This window comes from Microbacterium sp. LWH3-1.2 (assembly GCF_040675855.1).
Lineage (GTDB): Bacteria > Actinomycetota > Actinomycetes > Actinomycetales > Microbacteriaceae > Microbacterium.
Window position 1 is genome coordinate 3,587,985 of record NZ_JBEGIK010000001.1, and the last position, 22,963, is coordinate 3,610,947.

Annotated in this window: 20 protein-coding genes and 2 tRNA genes; 8 read left to right on the forward strand and 14 right to left on the reverse strand. The window is 70.0% G+C overall.

Annotation, left to right across the window (positions count from 1 at the left end; translation table 11 throughout):
* Positions 1-21 precede the first annotated feature (21 nt).
* Positions 22-978, forward strand: a complete 957-nt coding sequence (locus MRBLWH3_RS16755; RefSeq protein WP_363434334.1) for an EamA family transporter — start codon at positions 22-24, stop codon at positions 976-978.
* Positions 979-1,008: 30 nt separating this feature from the next.
* Here the strand turns inward: MRBLWH3_RS16755 and MRBLWH3_RS16760 are convergent, their stop codons facing one another.
* From MRBLWH3_RS16760 to MRBLWH3_RS16810, 11 genes are all read right to left on the reverse strand, one after another.
* The gene (locus MRBLWH3_RS16760; protein ID WP_363434337.1) at positions 1,009-1,404 is read right to left on the reverse strand and encodes a hypothetical protein; all 396 of its coding nucleotides are present in this window, start codon (positions 1,402-1,404) and stop codon (positions 1,009-1,011) included.
* 58 nt (positions 1,405-1,462) lie between these two features.
* Positions 1,463-1,535: transfer RNA gene (locus tag MRBLWH3_RS16765), tRNA-Thr, on the reverse strand.
* Positions 1,536-1,830: 295 nt separating this feature from the next.
* A complete protein-coding gene (locus tag MRBLWH3_RS16770) occupies positions 1,831-3,390 on the reverse strand; it encodes an alpha/beta hydrolase (RefSeq protein WP_363434340.1) in 1,560 nt (519 codons plus the stop codon).
* Complete coding sequence (locus MRBLWH3_RS16775; RefSeq protein WP_363434343.1) at positions 3,387-4,571, reverse strand: DNA polymerase III subunit delta'; 1,185 nt, start codon at positions 4,569-4,571, stop codon at positions 3,387-3,389. The genes MRBLWH3_RS16770 and MRBLWH3_RS16775 overlap by 4 nt, the downstream gene beginning before the upstream one ends.
* Positions 4,572-4,628: 57 nt before the next feature.
* A complete protein-coding gene (gene tmk, locus MRBLWH3_RS16780) occupies positions 4,629-5,270 on the reverse strand; it encodes a dTMP kinase (RefSeq protein ID WP_363434346.1) in 642 nt (213 codons plus the stop codon).
* Positions 5,267-7,984 (reverse strand): type I DNA topoisomerase, encoded by a 2,718-nt coding sequence (gene topA, locus MRBLWH3_RS16785; protein ID WP_363434349.1) that lies wholly within the window; start codon positions 7,982-7,984, stop codon positions 5,267-5,269. The genes tmk and topA overlap by 4 nt, the downstream gene beginning before the upstream one ends.
* 67 nt (positions 7,985-8,051) lie before the next feature.
* The gene (locus tag MRBLWH3_RS16790) at positions 8,052-8,423 is read right to left on the reverse strand and encodes a helicase (RefSeq protein ID WP_363434352.1); all 372 of its coding nucleotides are present in this window, start codon (positions 8,421-8,423) and stop codon (positions 8,052-8,054) included.
* The gene (locus MRBLWH3_RS16795) at positions 8,413-8,745 is read right to left on the reverse strand and encodes a TadE family type IV pilus minor pilin (protein WP_363434355.1); all 333 of its coding nucleotides are present in this window, start codon (positions 8,743-8,745) and stop codon (positions 8,413-8,415) included. Before MRBLWH3_RS16795 ends, MRBLWH3_RS16790 begins: the two co-directional genes overlap by 11 nt.
* Positions 8,745-8,987 (reverse strand): DUF4244 domain-containing protein, encoded by a 243-nt coding sequence (locus MRBLWH3_RS16800; RefSeq protein ID WP_363434358.1) that lies wholly within the window; start codon positions 8,985-8,987, stop codon positions 8,745-8,747. Before MRBLWH3_RS16800 ends, MRBLWH3_RS16795 begins: the two co-directional genes overlap by 1 nt.
* 88 nt (positions 8,988-9,075) lie before the next feature.
* Positions 9,076-9,996: a type II secretion system F family protein gene (locus MRBLWH3_RS16805; RefSeq protein WP_363434361.1), complete on the reverse strand. Its 921-nt coding sequence runs from the start codon at positions 9,994-9,996 to the stop codon at positions 9,076-9,078.
* Positions 9,997-10,124: 128 nt separating this feature from the next.
* A complete protein-coding gene (locus MRBLWH3_RS16810; RefSeq protein ID WP_414685384.1) occupies positions 10,125-11,351 on the reverse strand; it encodes a TadA family conjugal transfer-associated ATPase in 1,227 nt (408 codons plus the stop codon).
* Between the two features lie 415 nt (positions 11,352-11,766).
* On the opposite strand from MRBLWH3_RS16810, the gene acs reads away from it, so the two are divergent.
* The gene (acs, locus tag MRBLWH3_RS16815; RefSeq protein ID WP_363434364.1) at positions 11,767-13,758 is read left to right on the forward strand and encodes an acetate--CoA ligase; all 1,992 of its coding nucleotides are present in this window, start codon (positions 11,767-11,769) and stop codon (positions 13,756-13,758) included.
* A gap of 122 nt (positions 13,759-13,880) precedes the next feature.
* On the opposite strand, the gene MRBLWH3_RS16820 is transcribed toward acs, so the two are convergent.
* Positions 13,881-14,348, reverse strand: coding sequence for a RidA family protein (locus MRBLWH3_RS16820; RefSeq protein ID WP_363434367.1), 468 nt, complete (start codon positions 14,346-14,348; stop codon positions 13,881-13,883).
* Between the two features lie 2 nt (positions 14,349-14,350).
* Positions 14,351-14,566, reverse strand: a complete 216-nt coding sequence (locus tag MRBLWH3_RS16825; protein WP_341997691.1) for a hypothetical protein — start codon at positions 14,564-14,566, stop codon at positions 14,351-14,353.
* Positions 14,567-14,675: 109 nt separating this feature from the next.
* Between MRBLWH3_RS16825 and MRBLWH3_RS16830 the strand changes: the two genes are divergently transcribed.
* From MRBLWH3_RS16830 to MRBLWH3_RS16855, 6 genes are all read left to right on the forward strand, one after another.
* Complete coding sequence (locus MRBLWH3_RS16830; RefSeq protein WP_363434370.1) at positions 14,676-17,504, forward strand: transglycosylase domain-containing protein; 2,829 nt, start codon at positions 14,676-14,678, stop codon at positions 17,502-17,504.
* On the forward strand, positions 17,504-18,436 hold the full coding sequence (locus tag MRBLWH3_RS16835; protein WP_363434373.1) for a metallophosphoesterase: 933 nt from the start codon (positions 17,504-17,506) through the stop codon (positions 18,434-18,436). Before MRBLWH3_RS16830 ends, MRBLWH3_RS16835 begins: the two co-directional genes overlap by 1 nt.
* A 104-nt stretch (positions 18,437-18,540) precedes the next feature.
* A complete protein-coding gene (locus tag MRBLWH3_RS16840; RefSeq protein ID WP_363434375.1) occupies positions 18,541-18,795 on the forward strand; it encodes a hypothetical protein in 255 nt (84 codons plus the stop codon).
* Positions 18,792-20,369: a hypothetical protein gene (locus MRBLWH3_RS16845; RefSeq protein ID WP_363434378.1), complete on the forward strand. Its 1,578-nt coding sequence runs from the start codon at positions 18,792-18,794 to the stop codon at positions 20,367-20,369. Before MRBLWH3_RS16840 ends, MRBLWH3_RS16845 begins: the two co-directional genes overlap by 4 nt.
* An 18-nt stretch (positions 20,370-20,387) precedes the next feature.
* Positions 20,388-20,461: transfer RNA gene (locus MRBLWH3_RS16850), tRNA-Pro, on the forward strand.
* Between the two features lie 54 nt (positions 20,462-20,515).
* On the forward strand, positions 20,516-21,295 hold the full coding sequence (locus tag MRBLWH3_RS16855) for an HAD-IIB family hydrolase (RefSeq protein WP_363434381.1): 780 nt from the start codon (positions 20,516-20,518) through the stop codon (positions 21,293-21,295).
* 274 nt (positions 21,296-21,569) lie between these two features.
* On the opposite strand, the gene MRBLWH3_RS16860 is transcribed toward MRBLWH3_RS16855, so the two are convergent.
* Positions 21,570-22,955, reverse strand: coding sequence for an alpha-hydroxy acid oxidase (locus MRBLWH3_RS16860; RefSeq protein WP_363434384.1), 1,386 nt, complete (start codon positions 22,953-22,955; stop codon positions 21,570-21,572).
* Positions 22,956-22,963: the final 8 nt, after the last annotated feature.

A 22,963-nucleotide genomic window follows, 5' to 3' on the forward strand; every position in this document is an offset into this window, starting at 1 on the left:
GCGCTCCTATGCTGGGTCGCGATGCTCTCCGCCGCCATCGCCCTCGTGGGCGCCATCGTGTACGGCTCTGCGGACTTCCTGGGCGGCCTCGCGGCCCGGCGCCTGCGCTCGATCGTGGTGACGGCCGTCGCCGCGGTCTCGGGACTCGGTGCCCTGCTCGTCACTCAGCCGCTTTTCGGCGGCGTCTGGTCGGCGTCCGACGTGGCGTGGGGCGTGCTCGGCGGCATCTTCAGCGTGGTCGCGATCGCGTTGCTGTACGCGTGCCTTGCGATCGGCCCGATGAGCATCCTGTCGCCGCTGACCGCCGTCGTGTCGGCCATCGCACCGATGCTCTGGGGGCTGCTTGTGAACAACGATGCGCTGGCGCCGATCGGCTACGCAGGACTCGGTGTGGCGCTCGTCGCTGTCGTGCTCGTGGGCTTCATCCCCGGCGAGAGGATCGTCCGGCCGAGCACCCAAGGCCTCGCGATGGCCGTCGGGGCGGGCCTTGCGATCGGCGCGTTCCTCATCGTGCTCGATCGGACCTCCGCCGCCAGCGGCCTCGTGCCGCTGGTGACGAGCCGCGCGACCAGCGGTGTCGTGACGCTCGCCATCGTGGGCGTGCTGGCCTTCGCGGCCCTCCGGCGCGGCGATCGCGCGCGGTCGGTGCTCGAAGTCGCAGGACTCCCGCTCGGCGCCGCACCCAGCGGGCACGCCGACCTCGAGCATGCCACGACGGGGGTCGGGCGCGTCATCGCGACGACTCGTCAGGCCTGGTGGCTGGCGATCGCGTGCGGGATCGCGGATGCCGCCGCCAACGCCCTCGCCCTCTTCGCGCTGCGGACGGGCGACCTGGCCGTGGTGTCGGCGCTCACCGCGCTCTACCCCGCCGGCACGATCCTGCTCGCGGCGATCGTGCTGCGGGAGCGGGTCGCGGCGGTGCAGTGGGTGGGCCTCGGCCTCGCCCTGGTCGCCGGCGGCATGCTGGCCCTCGCATAAAGCCGAAGGCCCCGCCAGCGAGTCAGCGGATCAGCCGCGCACGAACAGCATCACGAGCGACGTGACGAGCGCCACCACGCCGAGCGCGAGCATCCCGATCGCCAGGCGGGCGACGGCGCGCACCGCCGGGGAGCCCTGGGTCAGCCGCATCCGATTCCGCGATCCGCGGCGCACGAAGATGTCGGCCATGTCCGCGTCGCCGATGTGGTGATCCTGCTCGTGGGTGAGGTGCGCTTCGCCGACGCCGCCGTCCTCGTCGAACCAGCGGACGAGCCGGCCGTTCGGGCCGCTCTCGACGACCGCGCGCACCGGCAGCCAGGTGCCGTCGAAGAGGTACATGATGAGCGCGATCCCCGCGAGGAGGGCCCCCACACCGAATCCGATCCACGAGAAGATCTCGGCGAGGGCGTCGATCGCCTGAGACACCGCATCACCGTCCTTCGGATACGGAAAACGGCCGCTGTCCGCGGCCGTTCCGGTTCTGAGCCACCTAAGGGAATCGAACCCTTGACCTAATCATTACGAGTGATTCGCTCTGCCGACTGAGCTAAGGTGGCCGGCCTCGCTTGCGCGACGCACAAGCAACGATCTTACAGGGTCACGGCGGTGCTCGCGAACCACGGCGGCCGAGGCCCCGTCGAGATCGACGGCCGCGACATCACGCACCTGCGCTAGCGCGAACTGCTCGGCGACATCGGCATGATCTTCCAGCCGTTTCGGCCTCGTCGACTCCCCGACGATCGCGAAGAACATCGCGTACCCGCTCGAGGTCGCGCGTCGTCCGCGGGCCGAGACCTGCGCGCGTCGAAGAGCTCCCACGGGCCGAGGCATCCGCTCTCCTCATGTCGCGGGTCACTCGCAGCGGAGGCCGTCCTGCGGGGGCGTGCCGTCGAGCAGATAGGTCTCGACGGCGGAGTCGACGCACGCGTTGCCCTTGTTGTAACCGGTGTGACCCTCGCCGACCCGCGTCACCAGCACGCCGGAGGAGAGCTGCTCGGCCAGCGACACCGACCACTCGTACGGTGTGGCCGGGTCGTTCGTCGTACCCACGACGACGATGGGCGCTGCGCCGTCGGCGGTGATGCGCGCGCGCACGCCGGTGGGCGGGTGGGGCCAGACCTCGCACGGATCGGGGCCCTGCCAGTAGGGGGCCACGGTCGGGGCCTCCGCCTCGAGGAGAGCCGTCGCGTCTGCCTGCTCCTGTTCGGTCGCATCGACCGGGTAGTCCATGCAGTTGTAGGCGCGGAACGCCTCGGTCTGGTTGTCGAGGTAGATGCCGTCCTGGCGGTTGTTGTAGAAGTCGGCGAGCTGGAAGGCGATCTCGGCGTTGCCCTGCAGGACGTCGGCGAGCGCCGTCGTGAGGTAGCTCCAGCTGTCCTGCGAGTAGAGGGCGGCGACGATGGCGGTCATCAGAGAGTCCGCGCCCAGCGTGCGGCCGTCCGCGTTCGGGATGGGGTCGCGGTCGACGCTGGCCAGAAGTGCACCCAGGTCGGCCATCGCCTCATCGACAGTGCCGCGGAAGGGGCACTCGTCGTCGGTCAGGCAGTCAGCCATGTACGCGCGCAGTGCCGACTCGAAGCCGACGCCCTGGGTGATCCCGACATCCAGCCCGGAGACGGACGGGTCGATCGCACCGTCGAGCACGAGTCGTCCCACCTTCTGGGGGAACAGTTTCGCGTAGGTCGCGCCGAGGAACGTGCCGTACGAGTAGCCGAGGTAGTTCAGCTCGGTGTCGCCGAGCACCGCACGCAACAGGTCCATGTCGCGGGCGGCGTTCTCTGTCGTGATGTACGGAAGGATGCCGTCGCTGTTCTCGCCGCAGGCTTCGCCGAACTCCCTGTGTCGTTCGAGGAGCTCGTCCGTCCACGCATCGGTTCCCCGAGCGTTCGCGGGAATGTCGTAGAGGTAGGCGTCCATGTCGGCCGCGTCGTAGCACGTCACCGAGGTCGACTCACCGACACCGCGCGGATCGAAGCCGATGACATCGAACTGTTGACGCACCGGCTCGCTCACCGCGAACGAGACCGAGTCTCGGATCAGCGCCACACCGCTCGCGCCCGGACCGCCCGGGTTGGTCAGCAGAGATCCGAGGGGATCGTCGGTGCCCTCGGCGCGGCTGCGGATGACGGACAGCTCGATGTCGCCCTTCGTCGGGTCGGCCCAGTCCAGCGGCGCCGTCACCGTCGTGCAGTCGAAGGTCTCGTTGCAGCCCGACCAGTCGAGCTTCTGCTCGTAGTACGGCAGCAGGTTCTCGGCGACGCCGTCCGTATCCGCCGCCTTGCTCGAGGACGGCCGGGGCGACGCGTCCGGGATCATCGCCGACAGGCAGCCGCTGAGGATGACGGATGCGGCGACGAGGCCTGCGACGACGGCTGCCGCGCGACTCCGTCGGCGGGGGCGGGTCGGGTTCACGGGATCCTTCCGCTCGCGACGGTGACGAGCATGCTCTCGAGCGCCAGAGCGGGCGCGGCGTTCAATTCGAGGTTCTCGCGCGTGACGCCGATGCGGTCGACGACCGTCAGCGTGCGCTCGGGCGTCCACGCGGCCGCGAGGGCGCGCAGGTCGGGCTCGAGCTCGCGATTGATGAGGTCGGTGTCGCGGCCGAACTGCAGCAGCAGCACGTCGCGGAACATCGACTCGAGGTCGGTGAGCACGCGGTCGATGCCGTCGCGCAGGCTGCGCGTGGCGCGACGCTTCTGCTCGTCCTCGAGGGCCGAGAGCTGCGAGCGCACGGCGGGCGGGATCGCGCCGCCCTCGGCGATGCCGAGCGTGCGCAGGAGACCGGCGCGCTCCGCTTCGTCGCGCTCCGCGGTGAGCGCCTTCGCGTCGTCGGTGGCGGCGGCGACGATCGCGCCGGCGACCTCCACCGCGTCGCCCACGCCGCGTACCGCGAGCACGCCGCGCAGCGTGGCGTCGCGACGTGCGCGGGCCGCAGCATCCGTCGCGAGCCGCTGCGCCATGCCGATGTGGCGCTGCGCGTGGCGAGCGGACTGCTCGGCGATCGCCGGATCGACGCCGCTTCGCCGCACGATGAGCTCGGCGACGTCGGCGACGTCGGGCTCGCGAAGGCGCAGCGTGCGCACGCGAGAACGGATCGTCGGCAGGAGGTCGGCCTCACTCGGCGCGCACAGCACCCAGACGGTGCGCTCGGGCGGCTCTTCGAGCGCCTTCAGCAGCACGTTCGACGTGCGCTCGGCCATGCGGTCGGCGTCTTCCATGACGATGACGCGGTAGCGCCCGAGCGACGGCGCGAAATACGACCGCTCGACGAGGGCGCGGGCGTCCTTGATGGAGATGATGACGCCCTCGGTGCGCAGCGCCGTCAGGTCGGGGTGGGTGCCGGCGAGCACCTGGTGCATCGTGCGCTCGTCACCGGGCTCGGCGATGAGAGCTGCCGCGAAGGCGTGGGCGAGCGTGGACCGACCGGAGCCGGGAGGGCCGGTGATGAGCCACGCATGGGTCATCGACGCGGGATCGGATGCTGCTTGCGTGAGCGCGGCCACGGCGTCGGGCTGTCCCCACACGTCGCCCCAGGGGAATGCCTTGTCGTCCGTCACGGGAGACGCCCCAGCGACAGCGGCGACCGGCTCCATGCCGACCAGCCTAACCGTGGCGCCGGACACCCGCTGTGCGTACGCCGAGCGTTCGCTTCATGCGAGCAGCCGCTCCACACGCGCCCGCACGGCCGCGGCGAGATCGGCGGGCGGCAACGCCGCGTCGAGGACGAGGAAGCGCCCGGGCTCGGCGGCGGCGAGCGCCAGGAACTCCTCCCGCACCCGGGCGTGGAAGTGCTCCTTCTCGGCCTCGAGACGGTCGAACGGCTTGTCGTCGGCGTCGAGACGCTCGCGGGCCGATGCGGGGTCGAGGTCGAGGAGCACCGTCACATCGGGGAGGAGTCCCCCCGTCGCCCACAGCGACAGTTCGCGCACCTCGTCGCGCCCGAGGACGCGCCCGGCGCCCTGATACGCGACGGAAGAGTCGAGGTAGCGATCCTGGATCACGACCTCGCCGCGCGCCAGGGCGGGGCGAACGAGCGTCTCGACGTGGTGCGCCCGGTCGGCGGCGTACAGGAGGGCCTCGGCCCGCGGGGCGACCTCGCCGCGATGATGCAGGACGATGTCGCGGATGAGCACGCCGACTTCGGTGCCGCCGGGCTCGCGCGTGCGCACGACGGTGCGTCCGGCATCCGTCAGCCAGGCGTCGAGGAGCGCAGCCTGCGTCGTCTTGCCGACACCGTCGCCGCCCTCGAACGTGACGAACAGCCCCCTCGCGGTGTCGCCGGGGCCTGTCACTTCTTCGCCGCGGGCTTGCGCGTCGTCGTCGTGCGGCGCGCCGGGCGCTTGGCCGGGCCTTTCGCGCGTTTGTCGGCGAGCAGCTGTACCGCGCGCTCGAACGTGACCTCCATCGCGTCCTCGCCGCGCGGGATCGTCGCGTTGGTCTCGCCGTCGGTGACGTACGGGCCGAAGCGGCCGTCCTTCAGCTTGATCGGCTTGCCGCTCGTGGGGTCGGCTTCGAACTCCTTGAGCGCAGATGAAGCGCCCCGTGCGCCGTACTTCGGCTGCGCGTACACCGCCAGCGCCTCTTCGAGCGTGATGTCGAAGATCTGCTGCTCGTTCTGCAACGTACGGGAGTCGGTGCCCTTCTTCAGGTACGGGCCGTACCGGCCGTTCTGAGCGGTGATCGGGGCTTCCGTCTCAGGGTCGATGCCGACCGTGCGCGGCAGGTCGAGCAGCTTCAGCGCGGTGTCCAGGTCGATCGTGTCGACCGACATCGACTTGAAGAGCGACGCTGTGCGCGGCTTCGGCGCGGCCTCCTTCTTCGCGCCGCGCTTCTTCGGCGCGGGTTCCGGCTCGACCGGGACGACCTCGCCGGTCTCCTCGTCCACGTTCTCCTCGGCGGGCGGGTCGGCCTCCTGCACGTAGGGACCGAAGCGGCCGTCCTTCACCACGACGAGCTTGCCGTTGGCGGGGTTCTCGCCCAACACGCGGTCGCCCGCGACCGGGGCGTCGATGAGCTCCTTCGCACGCGCCGGAGTCAGCTCGTCGGGCGCGAGGTCCTCGGGGATGTTGACGCGCCGGGGCTCAGCGTCCGGCTTCTCCTTGTCGGGCACCTCGAGATACGGGCCGTACTTGCCGAACCGCAGCGTCGCGAGGTCCCCGATCGGTGTCGAGTTGAGGGCGCGAGCGTCGATCTCGCCGAGGTTGTCCACGATGTTGCGGAGGCCCACGTGGTCAGTGGAGCCGAAGTAGAACTCCTGCAGCCAGTCCTGACGCTTCTGCTCGCCGCGGGCGATCGCGTCGAGGTCGTCCTCGAGTGCCGCCGTGAAGTCGTAGTCGACGAGGTCGGCGAAGTGCTGTTCCAGCAGGCGCACCACGCTGAACGCGAGCCAGCTCGGGATGAGCGCCTGGCCCCGCTTGGTCACATAGCCGCGGTTGAGGATGACGTCGATGATGCTCGCGAACGTCGAGGGGCGGCCGATGCCCTTCTCCTCGAGCGCCTTGACGAGGCTCGCCTCGGTGTATCGCGGCTTGGGGCTCGTCGCGTGGCCCTTCGGCTCGACGTCGCGCAGGCGCAGCACGTCGCCGACGGCCATCGCGGGGAGCGACTGGTCGTCGGCCTTGTCGCTGTCGCCGCGCTTCTCGTCGCGGCCTTCCTCGTACGCCTCCAGGAATCCTTTGAACGTGTAGACGGTTCCGGATGCCGTGAACTCGGCGCGACGACCGGCCGCCGAGACCTCGAGGGTCACGGTTGTGGTCTCGTACTTCGCGTCGGACATCTGGCTGGCCATCGTGCGCTTCCAGATGAGGTCGTACAGGCGCAGCTCGTCGCGGTCGAGCTGCCCCGACACCTCCGACGGCGTGCGGAACGTCTCACCCGACGGCCGGATGGCCTCGTGCGCCTCCTGCGCGTTCTTGCTGTTGTTGCGGTAGCTCCGCGGGTTCGGCGGCACCGACTTGTCGCCGTACATCGCGACGGCCTGCTCGCGCGCGGCCCGCACGGCCTGCGTCGACAGCGCGGTCGAGTCGGTGCGCATATAAGTGATGTACCCCTTCTCATAGAGACGCTGCGCGACGCCCATGGCGTGCTTGGCGCTCATCGAGAGCTTGCGACCGGCCTCCTGCTGGAGGGTCGAGGTCGTGAACGGGGGCTTGGGGCTGCGGGTTCCCGGCTTCGACTCGAGGGCGGTGACGGATGCCTCGGCCGCGGCCTCGATGGCGGCGGCGAGTTCGCGCACCTGGGCCTCGTCGAGGACCAGCACGGCCTTCTTCAGCTCACCGCGATCGTCGAAGTCGGTGCCGCGGGCGAGCACCGCACCGTCGACGCGTGCGAGGCGGGTCGAGAACGACTCGTCCCTCCCCTGCGGGCGGTTCGGCGCGGCGAGCGCCTCGATGTCCCAGTACGAGGCCGACACGAACGCCATGCGCTCGCGCTCGCGGTCGACCACGAGCCGCGTCGCCGCCGACTGCACGCGGCCGGCCGACGTTCCCTGCTGCACCTTGTACCAGAGCACCGGGCTGACGTCCCAGCCGTACAGCCGGTCGAGGATGCGGCGGGTCTCCTGCGCGTCGACGAGCGCGAGGTCGAGCTCGCGCGTGTTGCCGACGGCGGCCTGGATCGCATCCTTGGTGATCTCGTGGAACACCATGCGCTTGACGGGGACCTTGGGCTTGAGCGTCTGCAGGAGGTGCCACGCGATGGCTTCACCCTCGCGGTCTTCATCGGTGGCGAGCAGGAGCTCGTCCGCCCCCTTCAGCGCGCGCTTGAGCTCGGCGACCGTCTTCTTCCCGCGCTCGCTCTCGACGTAGTAGGGATCGAAGCCGTTGTCGATGTCGATGGAGTACTTCCCATAGGCCTGCTTCTTGTCGGCCGGGATGTCGCGCTTGTCCGCCAGGTCGCGGATGTGCCCGACCGAGCTGAGCACCTCGTAGCCATCGCCGAGGTACCCCTGGATCGACTTCATCTTCGTCGGTGACTCGACGATGACGAGCTTCTTGCCTTCTGCCAACGGGGGCGTCCTTTCTTCGACGCAAACCATACACGCCAGTTCCCGGTGCGGGCGCTGTGAGACGGGATCAGGGCGGCGGACCTGCCCGAGCCGATGCCCGTGCGGCGACCGGTCCGAGGCGCATCGAGACGGTGACCGTCGCGATCAGCTCGTCGAGCTCGCACGCCTCGACGACGGCGCCGAACGTGCCCGCGACCTCGGCCGCCCGATCGCACGGGACACCGGGAATCGCCCCCGATGCCGCGTCCGCCGCGGCGAGCGCCCCGGCGTCCGCCGCCGAGGCCAATCGCTGGCTCGCGGCCGCGGCCGCGCCGGCGCCGGCGAGCCCCACCGCGAGCAGCGCTGCGGCGGAGATGATCCCGACGGCCGCCATCGTCCCCGCCATCAGCAGCGTCCGCTCGCCGGCGGGGCGAAGGCACGCGGCAGGATCACAGGCCACCTGCCAATGCGCACCCGGCGGCCGTGACACGCACCCCGAACAGCGCGGACGCGGTTGCCGACACGCACACGAGATCACCTCGAGGGGTGATCTCGACGGATGCCTCGCCCACCGTCGCCGCGACGGCATCGCGGACGCGCTGGTCGGATTCGCCGCGAGCGCTCAGGCGCGCGGCATCCGCCACCGCGTCTTGAAGCCGCACCTGCCGGGACGCCCCGGCGAGCGCGCCCACACCGAGGACCAGCACGAGGACGACCGCCGGGAGGGCGACCGCGAACTCGGCGACGACCGCGCCGCGGTCGTCGCCCAGCCGCGGGCGCATCACGCCACCGTGAGCGCGCGTCGTACGAGGTCGGTGAGGATTGTGCGCACCTCGTCGGACCGCATGATCACGACCAGCAGTCCGGCGAAGGCGACGGCTGCCATCGTCGCGATGGCGTACTCGGCCGTCGCGGCTCCGGTCTCGTCGGCCCACGTGCGTTCGGCCTCGGGCGGTGCGAACAGGCGTTCGGCACGGCGGCGTGTGAGAGGGGGCACGACTCGGTCGGCTCGGGACAGGGACATGGGGGTTCTCCGTTCGATGGATTCGTGGTTCGGGCACGGTCTGGGGCGACGGCCAGTCGCGGGTCGGCGCGGCTCGCGAGCCGGTCCGTCACAGCGAGACCGACATCGTCGACATGACGCTGAGCAGCATGGGCGCGACTCCGAGAAGGAGGAAGGCCGGCAGCGTGCACACGCCCAGCGGAATGAGCAGCCGAGACGAGAGCCGCGCAGCACGCAGACGGGCTTCGACGCGCGCACGATGCCGGGCGTGGGCGGCCGAAGCGCGCAGCAGCTCGACGGCGGGCACGCCGGCCGTCCGCGACAGCGCCAGCACGGCATCCACATCGTCCGATCTGCCGGAATCCTCCTCCACGTGGGCTGTTTCATGCGCGGAGCGGTCCTCCGAAACGGAGCTCCCGCCCGGGTTTCCTCGTCGGCGCGCCTCCCGTACGACCGCCCGCGCCCGATCGATGGAGACCCCGCCGCTCAGGGCGATCGCGATCAGCTCCGCATCGAGGCCGGGCGCGCCCTCGGACGTCGCGGCTGCGCGCACGAGCCGCGTCGTCCAGCGGCGAGCAGCGAGGATCAGCACGGCGCCGCCGGCGAGACAGGCCACCCCGAGCGGATTCGCGAACAGGGTGCCGAACGTATCGAACCCGAGTGCAGCGCCCAGTCCCACCGCAACGAGCGGGAGCCAGCTCATGAGTCGAGCCGTTCCCGCGGGCTCGGCGAGGGCCACCCGCACGTCGTCGGCCGCCTCCTGCCCGTCGCGCAGCGCCGCGGCCAGTCCACGCAGGCACTCGGCGAGCGGTGCACCCACGACCAGCGCGACCTGAGAGGCGACGCCGACCTCGCGCCACGCGCCGGACCCCGCGGTGGCGATCGCCTCGGGCAGCGGCACCCCTCGTCCGATCGCCGATGCGACGTTCAGAGCCGCCGGGTCGCCGGCGCGAGCGAGATGCTCCCACGCGCGGGCAGGCGCCACTCCCGCCTGCAGCAGCACCGCCAGCCTCAGGACAGTCTCCGCCACGTCGGCTGATGACGCCGGGCTTCGGGACGACGCCCGAAACCGGGACGGCGTCCGAAATCGGGAGGTTGCCGGGAGTCGCGACGAAGGCGGGCGTCGCCACAGCGCCCGGGCCTCCGGCGCGCGCTGCGTCAGCGAGAGTCCCATCGCTCCTCCTCGATGGCGAGACGCCCGTCGTCATCGATGAACGGGCGACCGACTCCGGCGATGCTGCGGGAGCCGTCCGCGCTCCGCTCCACGTGAACGACGAGCCCGATCGCACTGGCCGCCTGGCGGGCGAGTGCGCGATCGTCGAGTCCGGCGGGTGCACCGAGCGCCTCGAGCCGGGCGGGCACGTCGTGGAGTCCGTTCGCGTGCACGGTGCCGGCTCCGCCGTCGTGGCCGGTATTCAGTGCCGAGAGCAGCTCCCGGACTTCGTCGCCACGGCACTCCCCCACCACGAGCCGGTCCGGCCGCATACGCAGCGCCTCACGCACCAGCCGCGCAAGCCCGACGCCGCCGGATCCTTCGATGTTGGGTTGACGCGCCTCGAGGCGGACGTGATGCGGATGCGCGATGCGCAGCTCGGCGACATCCTCGATCGTGACGATGCGCTCGTGGGCGGGTGCCTCCGCGAGAAGCGCCGCGAGCAGTGTGGTCTTCCCCGCGCCGGCGGCCCCCGATACCAGGAGGTTCGCGCGTCCCGCAATCGCGTCGACCAGCCGTCGGCGCACGTCCTCGTCGAACATCCCCGTGCGCTGCAGGTCATCGAGCGTTGCAGCGCCGAGGCGCGGCACGCGGATCGACAGGACCGTGCCCTCCGGGGCGATCGGCGGCAGCACGGCGTGAACGCGGATGCCGCCGTCGAGGCGCACGTCCACGCACGGAGCGGCGTCGTCGATGTGCCGCCCACCGAGGCCGATGAGCGCCACGGCCAGATCGCGCACCTCATCTTCGGTCGCCCGCCATTCCCGCGCCTGCACGACCCCGGCTCCGCGATCGACGAACAGCCCCGCCGCGCCGTTGACGAACAGGTCGGTGACCTCCGGGTCGTCGAGATATGCCGCGAAGGGCTCGAGGACGGGAGGCCGCTGCGCCGAACTGTGGGCGAATGCCACTGTGTTCGGGCGAGCCGGGCTCAGTGCGGGTTTCGCTGCTTCACCGAGCCCGGGGGGCGACGCCGACTTCGCCACCCGAGTCGCTGCACCGGCACCGCCCCGATGAGGCACCCACGCGCCCGCCGCGGCGGGCGGCGCAGCAGCCGCCGGAGCGAACGCCGGGGCAGCCGACGCCGGCCGGGGCGCAGCATCCGTCCGTTCCTTCGCACCGGGGGTGACCGAGGTCCCGGAGCGGCGACGGACGACGAACGGTGCGGACATGCTCCGACGGTACGGAGCCCCTCGCCCCTGCCCGCGGTGAATCCGGTCATCTGTGGAGATCTGAGGGGTGAGCACCACTGGGGAGGAGCCGGCACCGGCGCGCAGCCGCTCCCAGAAATGAGAGGCGGCATCCCATGGGGGGAATGGGATGCCGCCAAGCGCGGCCCCGAATTCGGGGGGTGACGTCGGGTGCCGCAATGCCAGAATCGATGTTCGGCCAACGGTCAGCATAGGCGAGGCACGGGTCCCGGCAAAACGAAAAGGAGAGGATTCTCACTGATATATCGGTCGGGATCGATGTATGCGGCGCCCCCTACTATCGGGGGTAGTCGCTTCGGGCGGCGGTGGGTACATTTCCTGGCAGACTCGCCGTCACCCCTCGGCCTCGACCAAGCCCGCAAAGGAGCGCGCTCTCATGAGCGAACAGACCCCTCTCACGCAAGCCAGCAGCCAGATCGACCACCTGCTCAACGAGGACCGGCGGTTCGCGCCCACCGATGACTTCGCCGCCAACGCGATCGCGACGGCGGAGCTGTATGAGGACGCGATGGCCGACCGCCTCGGCTTCTGGGCCGACCAGGCGCGCGACCTGCACTGGCACAAGCCGTTCACCGAGGTGCTCGACTGGTCGAACCCGCCGTTCGCTCGGTGGTTCGCCGACGGCGAGCTCAACGTCGCGTACAACTGCCTCGATCGCCACCTCGAGGCCGGCAACGGCGACCGCGTCGCGCTGCTGTGGGAGGGCGAGCCGGGCGACGAGCGCCGCGTCACCTACGCCGAGCTCACCGACGAGGTGAAGCGGCTCGCAAACGTGCTCGAGGGCCTCGGCGTCGGCCAGGGCGACCGTGTCGCGATCTACCTGCCGATGATCCCCGAGGCGGTCGCCTCGATGCTCGCCGTCGCGCGCATCGGCGCCGTCCACTCCGTCGTGTTCGGCGGCTTCTCTGCCGACAGCCTGCGCGCCCGCATCGACGACGCCGGCGCGAAGCTCGTCATCACCGCCGACGGCGGCTACCGCAAGGGCAAGGTCTCGCCGCTCAAGCCCGCCGTCGACCTCGCCCTGGGCGACCGCGGCACGGGTGTGCAGGAGACCGTCGAGCACGTGCTCGTCGTCAAGCGCGGCGGCAACGACGTCGACTGGGCCGAGGGTCGCGACCTCTGGTGGCACGACGTCGTGCCCGCGGCGTCCGCCGAGCACGAGGCGCGGGCCTTCCCCGCCGAGAACCCGCTGTTCATCCTCTATACGTCGGGCACCACCGGCAAGCCCAAGGGCATCCTGCACACGTCGGGCGGCTACCTGACCCAGTCGGCGTTCACGAACAAGGTCGTGCACGACCTGCACCCCGAGACCGACGTGTACTGGTGCACCGCCGACATCGGCTGGATCACCGGACACAGCTACGTCACGTACGGCCCGCTCGCGAACGGCGCGACGCAGGTGCTCTACGAGGGCACGCCCGACACCCCGCACCCTGGCCGCTGGTGGGAGATCGTGCAGAAGTACGGGGTGACCGTGCTCTACACGGCGCCGACCGCGATCCGCTCGTTCATGAAGCTCGGCCGGGCGATCCCGAAGCAGTTCGATCTCTCGTCGCTGCGCCTGCTCGGCTCGGTGGGCGAACCCATCAACCCCGAGGCATGGATGTGGTACCGAAAGATCATCGGCGGCAAGACCGCGCCGATCGTCGACACGTGGTGGCAGACCGAGACCGGCTCGATCATGGTGTCCGCCCTACCCGGTGTCACCGAGACCAAGCCCGGGTCGGCACAGGTGCCGCTGCCCGGCATCTCGATCGACGTCGTCGACGAGGACGGCACCCACGTCGGCAACGGCAACGGCGGACTCCTGGTCATCACCGAGCCGTGGCCGTCCATGCTGCGCGGCATCTGGGGCGACCCGGAGCGCTTCGTCGAGACCTACTGGGAGAAGTTCCAGAAGCAGGGCTACTACTTCGCCGGCGACGGCGCGCGCCTGGACGACGACGGGGATGTGTGGCTGCTGGGCCGGGTCGACGACGTCATGAACGTCTCCGGCCACCGCCTGTCGACCACCGAGATCGAGTCGGCCCTGGTGGGCAACGAGGCCGTCGCCGAGGCGGCCGTCGTGGGCGCCTCCGACGAGACCACCGGCCAGGCCGTCGTGGCCTTCGTCATCATCAAGCAGTCATACCTCCATGCGCACTCCCCCGACGGCCTCGCGCAGAACCTGCGGCTGTGGGTCGGCGAGCAGATCGGCCCGATCGCGCGTCCCCGCGACGTCTACATCGTGGGCGAGCTGCCCAAGACCCGGTCCGGCAAGATCATGCGCCGCCTGCTCCGCGACGTCGCCGAGGGCCGCGAGGTCGGCGACACCACGACCCTCGCCGACACCGCCGTCATGTCGGTGATCTCCGCGCAGGTCAGGTAGCGAGAGCCTCCCGCTCAGTGAGCGAAGGGCGCTCTCGCGCCCGAAGTCGAAACGCCCCGGACCTTGCGCAAAGTCCGGGGCGTTTCGACTCGCTTCGCTCGCTCGACGAGCGGCGAGGACGATCACGCGTACGAGAAGACGACCTCGACTTCGACGGGGGCGTCGAGCGGCAGCACCGGCACGCCGACGGCCGAGCGGGCGTGCTTGCCGGCGTCGCCGAAGACCTCGCCGAGCAGTTCGCTCGCGCCGTTGATGACACCGGGCTGGCCGGTGAACTCGGGAACGGATGCCACGAACCCGGTGACCTTGAGGACGCCGGTGAGGCGGTCGACTCCGCCCACGGCGGCTGCCGCGGCCGCGATGGCGTTGAGGGCGCTCTGGCGCGCGTAGGACTTGGCGTCCGAGGCGGGCACGAGTCCGTGGCCCTCGCCGACCTTGCCGGTCGCCGGCAGCGCGCCGGCGACCATCGGCAGCTGGCCGGCGGTGTAGACGAGGTCGCCGTGCGCCTTCGCAGGGACGTACGCGGCCACGGGAGGAACGACGTCGGGAAGGTCGATGCCGAGCTCGGCGAGACGGGCGCTCACGCTCATGGTCACGCCTCCTCGAACTGCTTCGCGGCCTGGGCCGCGGCATCCAGTCCCACGTTCTGCTGACCGCCGCCGGAGGGGCGCTTGAAGTAGGCGACCAGTCCGCCCTCGGGGCCCTGCACCACTTGCACGAGCTCCCAGCCCTGCTTGCCCCAGTTGTTGAGGATCGCTGCGGTGTTGTGGATCAGAAGGGGCGTGGTGAGGTACTCCCACGTCGTCATCGCGACTCCTCGAGTGTGCGGAAAGGACGGCTGGTGAAGGCTGGGAAACACCCCGGTCGACCGAGCGCCCTTGATGGATCGCCCAGGTATCTCCCTTACGATCAACCCTATGCCTGATACCAAACGCACGGCCACCGGTGTGCTCGGCGGACTCGCCGGGCTCGTCGGCCTCAGTGCCGCAGCCGGTGTCCTCATTGCGGCGACCGTCACCCCCGCGGTCGCGATCACGAGCACCGCGGCAGAGCGCGCGATCACGATGTTCGACAATCTCCCGAGCGTCCTCGAGATCGACAAGCTCATGCTCCCGAGCAACTTCTACGCCACCAACCCCGAGACGGGCGAGCAGACACTGCTGACCAAGTTCCTCGAGCAGGACCGGACCCCGGTCAACTTCGACCAGATCAACCCGGTCATGTACGACGCACTCCTCTCCTCCGAGGACCCGCGTTATTACCAGCACGGCGGCATCGACCTCATCGGAACGACGCGCGCCCTCCTGTCCAACGCGCAGGGCGGCGGCGAGACGCAGGGTGGCTCGTCTATCAGCCAGCAGTACGTGAAGAACGTGCTGATCCAGAAATGCGAGCAGAACGCCACGACGGTGTACGAGACCGACGAGGCGGGAGAGATCGTCAAGGACGAGGCAACCGGCCTGCCGATCGAGAAGATGAGCCGCGACGCGGCACTGCGCCAATGCTGGGTCGACGCCACGACGGCCGAGGGCTCGGAGGGATATACCCGCAAGCTGCAGGAGATGCGCTACGCCATCTCGCTCGAGCAGAAATACTCGAAGAACGACATACTGCTCGGGTACATGAACATCGCCAACTTCGGTGGCATCACGTACGGCATCGAGGCCGCGGCACGCCACTACTTCAACACCAACGCGGCGAGCCTCACGGTCGCGCAGGCGGCGACGCTCGCCGGCATGGTGCAGAACCCGAACAACTACCGCATCGACAAGCCGGGCGGCTCGATCTTCGGCTCCGACGGCGCGACCTTCAACAAGGCGCCGGATGGAGTCATCGACGAGGGCGCCAAGCTCGGCGCCCTCGACGCGCTCGTGGCGAGCGGGGAGATCACCGAAGAGCAGAAGCTGGCTGCCGCCGACGGCTACACCTCGACGAAGGTGCGCCAGCTCTACGTGCTGAGCCGGATGCTCGACGACGGCAAGATCACGCGCGAGCAGTACGTCGAGGCCGCGGTCTGGCCCATCACGCCGACCATCGTCGAGCCGACCACGGGCTGCCAGGCGGCCGGCGGCGCCGCGTACTTCTGTCAGTACGTGAAGGACGTGATCCTGAACGACGAAGCGTTCGGAGCGACGCAGGACGAGCGCCGGGCGCTGCTGCAGCGCGGCGGGCTGAACGTCTACACCACGCTCGACACCCGCGTGCAGACGACGGCGCAGGACGCGATGACGAAGTACGCCCCCACGGCGATCGACATGCCGATCGGCAGCACCACTCCCTCTCCCGGCCGCTTCGGGGCAACCTCCGTGAGTATCGAAGCGACGACGGGGCGCGTTCTCGCGATCGCGCAGAACACGAAGTTCAGCGAGGATGCCTCGCTCTCGAGCGACCCGAACTACGCATCGCTGGTCTTCGCCGGTGACGCGAAATTCGGCACGTCCGGCGGGTTCCCTGCTGGTTCGACGTTCAAGCTGTTCACGCTCATCGACTGGCTCGAGAAGGGGCATTCGGTCAACGAGACGCTGAACGGTACGCTGCACGTCTTCAAGAGGATGAAGAACTCATGCTCGGGTGACTGGGTCAACGGGTCGAACACCCTCATCAAGAACTTCGGCAACAACAGGGGCTACATGGGCACGCCCATGCGCTTCACGAAGGACTCCCTCAACACCGGATTCTTCGCCATGGCGGAGAAGCTCGATCTCTGCGACATCAAGAACGTCGCCACGCGAATGGGCGTGACCCAGGGGAACGGGAACGAGGTCGAGATGACCAACCTGAACTCCATCATCGGCACGAACTTCGTCTCGCCCATGGCGATGGCCGAGGCCTACGCGACCGTCGCCAACAACGGCATCTACTGCCAGCCCCAGGCCATCGACCGCGTGACCGACTCCGAGGGCAACGAGCTGGCCAAACCCGCACGCACGTGCACCCAGGTCATCGCCCCCAACGTCGCGGCGACTGCGGCGTACGCGCTGCAGGGCGTGATGAACTCGGGCGGCACCGGCACCGGCGGCAACCCTGGCGACGGCACGCCCCTGATCGGCAAGACGGGTACGCACGAAGAGATCACGACGTGGATGGTGGAGTCCAGCACACGCGTGGCAACGGCGACGTGGGTCGGCAACGTTCAGGGTGGCGGTGACATCACCAAGACGTCGTACAACGGGAACCGTCTGAACCAGATCCGCTTCCCGATCACACGAGCCATCCAAGGCGTCGCTAACGACATCTATCCCGGTGGGAAGTTCGCTGCTCCCGACAATGAGCTGACGAAGGTACAGCTCACCGATCTGCCCAACGTCGTCGGCAAGTCGGTCGACGAAGCGACGAAGCTCCTGACCGACGCGGGCTTCACCGTCGAGGTCGGCGGACCGGTCGATTCCGACCAGCCCGCGGGCGTCGTTGCGGCTCAGAACCCCGGAGCGGGCAAGGTCGCGGGCGGCAGCACCGTCACGATCAACCCCAGTAACGGCGAGGGTGTCACCGTGCCCGACGTGTCGGGACGGACGCTCGACGATGCGAAGAAGGCGCTGCGCAGCGCCGGCTTCGGCAACGTCGGCGACGGCAACTGCTCCGTCGATGCCAGCCTCGGCGCGCAGACCAAGGCCGGCGCGACGAACCCGGCTGCCGGCTCGGTCGTAAACCGCAACTCCTCGATCACCGTCGATTACTCCGCCGTGATCTGCGGCGGAGCCGGGGGCCGGGGTCCCGGCAACGGCGACGGCGACGGCGACGGCTAGTGCCTTCCTCAGCAACGCGCACCGCCCTCACTGTGCTCGGCACGGTGGGGGCGGTCGGCGCGGGCGCCGCGATCTGGGGTGTCGGCATCGAGCGCTACCTCTTCACGGTCCGCTTCCATGAGGTTCCTGTGCTCCCCACCGGCGCATCGCCGATCCGCGTCCTCCACCTCTCCGACGCGCACATGGCGCCCTGGCAGCACCGCAAGCAGGACTGGATCGCCGCGCTCGCCGAGCTCCAGCCCGACCTCGTCGTCAACACCGGAGACAACATGGGCCACTTCGATGGCCTTCGCGGACTCCGCCGCGCGTTCGATCCGCTGCGTGGCGTCCCCGGCGTCTTCGTGCACGGCTCCAACGACCACGCCGCGCCGTCGCCTCGAAACCCGTTCCGGTACTTCACGGGACCGTCGAAGGCGAAGCACACCGCGGAACCACTCGACACCGAAGCGCTGGACGACTACCTCACTCGAGAACTCGGCTGGCTCGACCTCAACAACAAGGTCGGGTCGTTGGATGCCGCGGGCTTGCGCATCGCCGCGTTCGGCGTGAGCGACGCCCATCGTCACTGGGACCGCCTCGAGGCGCTCCCCGAGCCGCTGGCGGCGCTTCGCGCCGAGGAGTCCGCCGACCTGTCGATCGGCGTCACCCACGCGCCCTACCGTCGTGTGCTCGACGACTTCGTCGACCTCGGTGCCGACGTGATCTTCGGCGGCCACACGCATGGCGGCCAGGTCCGCATCCCCGGTTTCGGCGCGCTCGTCGCCAACTGCGACATCCCGCTGCGTCAGGCGCGGGGGCTCAGTGCGTGGAAGCAGGACGGCCGCGCGGTGCCGCTCAATGTCAGCGCGGGCATCGGCCACTCGATCTACGCGCCGGTGCGCTTCGCCTGCCGTCCCGAGGCGTCGCTCCTCACGCTGATTCCGCGGGCATAGCGCCGGCCCGCTCGGGTTCCTCCCCAATCGCCCTCGGCGAGAGGTCGTCCACAGTTCGTCCGCTTCGGCCGCCACTGCCGGCGCGGGGCGACGATCCTCGATGCATGGCTGCTTCGCGTCACCCACGACCCGCCGACACCCCGTGCCGAAACACGCTCGTCGCCACGATGGCCGTCCACGAGGTGGGCCTTCCCACCCGTCTGAGGCTGCTCGCGCTCCTGATCGCTCTCGCGATCATGGGCGTCTGTGCATCGTTCGGCGCCCCAGCGAACGACGATGCGGATCTCGGCGACACGCATCCCTCTCGCGGCTTCGGCCGGCACGCCCCGTTCATGCCTCTCGTCGAGGAAGCGGAGTGAGCATGCCCCTGGCCGACTCGTCCCGGAATCAGACTCGGCCCGTGTTCCGCGGGCGCGCACTGCCCCTGCCCGCGTACCTGCTCCTCGTCATGATCTTTCTGACCGTCCTCGGGGTGAGCATCGGCTCCCCATCCCGCGCCGACGCCGCCGAACGCGGTACCGGGTTCGGCACCTGGGCGCCGATCTCCGCGTACGGGTGGCACGGCTCGATGCTCGTCGGAGGTGTGCACACCTACTGCATCACACCGGGCGCCCCTGCCCCGACCGGGCAGACCACCGATCACGGAATCAGCGGATCGGCCGCCGGCCTCTCACCCCAGCAGCTCGTCGGGATCAACCTCCTCGTGACGACATACGGACAGACGGACGACCCGGTTCAGGCGGCCGCGGTCGCGTGGGCCGTGAAGGCCATCGCGAACCGCGACGAGACACTGCATGCCTTCGGCTATCGCGGCGACTCGCTCGCCGGGGCGATCCACTGGACGATGTCTGCGCTCTCGCCGCAGCATGACCGCGCCGTCCAGGAGCGGGCGGTCGCCTACTACGACGAAGCCACACGGGCGGCGCTGGGTCCTGCGACCGCCGATGGAAGACTGGTGTTCACCACGGATGCTGCGGACCATCGCTCCGGAACCGTCCGGGTCGACACATCCAGCGCAGCAACCGGCACCGTCACCCTCACCGACGCGGTTTTCGCGGATTCCGGTTCGCCGACGCTCGAGAATGCGACATCCGGCTCGACGTATGGCATCCGCACGGCACCGCCCGCCGAGGGGCGCCCCTACACCGTGAGCGGAACAGGCCATTTCGACGCCGGCCTCGCTGCCGCCGTCCGGCACTTCACCACCCCCGGCGGCCAGGAGACCGCGGGCCCCGCGGGGCGCGTGCAGTTCGACGTGTCGGGAGCGGACTCCGCCCCGCGCGTCCCCCCGTTCTCTCCGGCCATCTCGACGCAAGTCGCGGCGCGGGACGCGCGCGGCGGAAAGTACGTCGACGAGGTCACCTTCACTGCGGCGGAGGGCTCGTGGCCGCGCGCCGACGACGGTTCCTTCCTGCCGGTCACCGCGAGCGCCGTCGTGTACCGCACCGACGCCGAGCCCGTCGCCGGTGCAGCCGTCCCGGGCGACGCGGCCATCGTCGGCACGCTCGAGGTCACCACCGAACCCGCGACCGGCCCGACTGCGCCGTACACCGTCACGTCGTTGTGGGAGATGATCGCTCCGGGGTACTACACCGCCGTCTGGAGCGTGTCCGCCGCCGACCAGCTCCCGTCCGTCGCCGCCCACACCGGCCCCGACTTCGCCTGGACCGAGCGGTTCGGCGAGCCTTCGCAGGTCGCCGTGGTCGTCCCACCTCCACCGGCGCCGACGCCCACGCCCACGCCCACGCCCACCGCGGCCGCCGAAGCGCCGCCGACTCCGAACGGGCGACGCCCCGCGGAGCTGGCCGCAACGGGAACGGATGCTGCCACTCTGCGCTCGCCTACCGCCATCGCAATCGCACTCCTCAGCCTGGGCATCGCGATCGTCAGCTCGAGACGCCGGTGGTTAGGAGCACCCTCTCGGATCGGTTAGACTCGGAGGGTTGCAAAACGGGGTGTGGCGCAGCTTGGTAGCGCGCTTCGTTCGGGACGAAGAGGCCGCAGGTTCAAATCCTGTCACCCCGACAGCAGAGAGGCTCCGCCGTAGGGCGGGGCCTTTCGCATGAAAGGACGGACACCATGGTCGACAGCACCACCCCGCCCCTTCTCGTCGCGTTCGATCTCGACGACACGCTCGCACCCTCGAAGAGCGAGATCGACCCGCGCATCGGAGAACTGCTGATCGCTCTCGCCGAGCGCGTCGAGGTGGCGATCATCTCCGGCGGCCAGCTCCAGCAGTTCACTGCGCAGGTCGTCGACCGCCTTCCCGATGCCTCCGCCGACGCCCTCGCGCGTCTGCACCTGCTGCCCACGTGCGGCACGCAGTATTACCGGCTCACGGCGGACGAGGTCGTCACGGTCTACAAGCGCTCGCTCACGGACGACCAGAAGTCCCGCGCCCTCGCCGCCGTCGAGGGCGAAGCACGCCGTCTCGGGCTCTGGGAGTCCGAGACGTGGGGCGACATTCTCGAGGACCGGGGTTCGCAGATCACCTTCTCGGCACTCGGCCAGAAGGCTCCCGTGTCGGCCAAGACCGCCTGGGACCCCACCGGCGAGAGGAAGAACAGCCTGCGCGCCGCGGTTGCGGCGCTGCTGCCCGATCTCGAGGTGCGCTCGGGCGGCTCGACCTCGGTCGACATCACCGAGCGGGGCATCGACAAGGCGTACGGCATGCGGCAGCTCGCCGAGCAGACCGGCATCTCCCTCGACGACATGCTGTTCGTCGGCGACCGTCTCGATCCCGACGGCAACGACTACCCCGTCCTCGCGATGGGCGTGCGCTGCCAGGCCGTCGACGGCTGGGAAGAGACGGTCGTCTACCTCGAGCAGCTCATCCCCACGCTTCCCGTCCGCGTCTGACGCAGCATCCGCTCGCCCGTCACGATCTGCCGGCGCCCCCGACGCTTCGTGACGGGTGAGCAGAGTCTTCGGACCGACGAGACTGCTCGCCTGTCGCGATCTGCAGCAGTGAACGGCACACTGTGACAGAAGAGCGGGCGACGTTCGTCACGCCGCTGCGCGCGAGCCCCGGCGAGCCACCGTTCCCCGGGTTTGGGGCGCACGGCGAACGTTTGGGGCGCACGGCATCCGCCCCAAGCGGTCGCCGCACGCCCCAAACCCGAGGGAGGCCGGATCAGGCCTTGGCGCGCGGAGCGGTGCTCTTCGCAGCCGGAGCCTTCGCAGGACGGGATGCTGCAGCATCCGCCTTCGCTGCGCTCGACGCCGTCGTGGCACGAGCGGCGCGAGGGCGCGCGGTCGACGCGGCCGCCTCGGCGGTGGGTGCCGGCACCGCCACGGGGACCAGGCGCTGGAGCTGCGTGACGTGTCGCGGCTCGAGCTCGGCGATGGAGGACACGCCCAGGAGCTTCATCGTGCGCTCGATCTCGCTGCGCAGGATGGCGATGGTGCGGTCGACGCCCTGGCGTCCGCCCGCCATCAGGCCGTAGAGGTACGCGCGGCCGATGAGCGTGAACCTGGCTCCGAGGGCGATCGACGCGACGATGTCCGCACCGTTCATGATGCCGGTGTCGACCATGACCGTGGCGTCCTTGCCGACCTCGCGCACGACCTCAGGCAGGAGGCGGAACGGGATCGGGGCGCGATCGAGCTGACGGCCGCCGTGGTTCGACAGGATGATGCCGTCGACGCCCGCATCGATGAGCCGCTTCGAGTCGGCGACGTTCTGCACGCCCTTGACCACGATCTTGCCCGGCCAGATCTCGCGGATGATCGCGAGGTCGTCGTAGCTGATCGTCGGATCCATCGCCGAATTGAGCAACTCCCCCACAGTGCCGCCCGTCGTCGACAGCGACGCGAACTCGAGCTTCGGAGTGGTGAGGAAGTCGTACCACCACCACGGACGCGGAATGGCGTTGACGATGGTGCCGAGCGTGAGCTGCGGCGGGATCGAGAAGCCGTTGCGCTTGTCGCGCAGGCGCGCGCCCGCGACCGGCGTGTCGACCGTGAACTGCAGCGTGTCGAAGCCGGCCTCGGCGGCGCGGCGGGCCAGGCCGTACGAGATCTCGCGGTCCCGCATGATGTACAGCTGGAACCAGTTGCGTCCGTTCGGGTTGGCCGCCTTCACGCCCTCGATGGACGTCGTGCCGAGCGTCGAGAGCGTGAACGGGATGCCGGCGGCACCGGCAGCTGCGGCGCCGGCGACCTCGCCCTCCGTCTGCATGAGCCGCGTGAAGCCGGTCGGAGCGATGCCGAAGGGCATGGCGGACGGGCCACCGAGGATCTCCGTCGACATGTCGACGTTCTCAGCGGGGCGCAGCACATCGGGGTGGAACTCGATGTCTTCGAACGCCTGGCGTGCGCGAGAGAGCGACAGTTCGCCCTCGGCCGCGCCGTCGGTGTAGTCGAAGGCGGCCTTCGGCGTGCGGCGCTTCGCGATGTCGCGAAGGTCGTGGATCGTGAGCGCGGACTCCAGGCGGCGCTTCTTGCCGTCGAGCTCGGGCTTCTTGAACTGCATGAGCTCGAGGAGCTCCTTGGGGTTGGGGAACTGGCGGGTGACCATGAATACCT

What these genes read in the sequence shown, in the direction of transcription:
- MRBLWH3_RS16755 (WP_363434334.1), top strand. Translation starts at nt 22, where the DNA reads ATGCTCTCCGCCGCCATCGCCCTCGTGGGCGCCATCGTGTACGGCTCT.
- MRBLWH3_RS16775 (WP_363434343.1), bottom strand. Translation starts at nt 4,571, where the DNA reads ATGGAGCCGGTCGCCGCTGTCGCTGGGGCGTCTCCCGTGACGGACGAC.
- MRBLWH3_RS16795 (WP_363434355.1), bottom strand. Translation starts at nt 8,745, where the DNA reads ATGCGCCCGCGGCTGGGCGACGACCGCGGCGCGGTCGTCGCCGAGTTC.
- MRBLWH3_RS16800 (WP_363434358.1), bottom strand. Translation starts at nt 8,987, where the DNA reads ATGTCCCTGTCCCGAGCCGACCGAGTCGTGCCCCCTCTCACACGCCGC.
- MRBLWH3_RS16810 (WP_414685384.1), bottom strand. Translation starts at nt 11,351, where the DNA reads ATGTCCGCACCGTTCGTCGTCCGTCGCCGCTCCGGGACCTCGGTCACC.
- acs (WP_363434364.1), top strand. Translation starts at nt 11,767, where the DNA reads ATGAGCGAACAGACCCCTCTCACGCAAGCCAGCAGCCAGATCGACCAC.
- MRBLWH3_RS16820 (WP_363434367.1), bottom strand. Translation starts at nt 14,348, where the DNA reads ATGAGCGTGAGCGCCCGTCTCGCCGAGCTCGGCATCGACCTTCCCGAC.
- MRBLWH3_RS16825 (WP_341997691.1), bottom strand. Translation starts at nt 14,566, where the DNA reads ATGACGACGTGGGAGTACCTCACCACGCCCCTTCTGATCCACAACACC.
- MRBLWH3_RS16830 (WP_363434370.1), top strand. Translation starts at nt 14,676, where the DNA reads ATGCCTGATACCAAACGCACGGCCACCGGTGTGCTCGGCGGACTCGCC.
- MRBLWH3_RS16840 (WP_363434375.1), top strand. Translation starts at nt 18,541, where the DNA reads ATGGCTGCTTCGCGTCACCCACGACCCGCCGACACCCCGTGCCGAAAC.
- MRBLWH3_RS16855 (WP_363434381.1), top strand. Translation starts at nt 20,516, where the DNA reads ATGGTCGACAGCACCACCCCGCCCCTTCTCGTCGCGTTCGATCTCGAC.
- MRBLWH3_RS16860 (WP_363434384.1), bottom strand. Translation starts at nt 22,955, where the DNA reads ATGGTCACCCGCCAGTTCCCCAACCCCAAGGAGCTCCTCGAGCTCATG.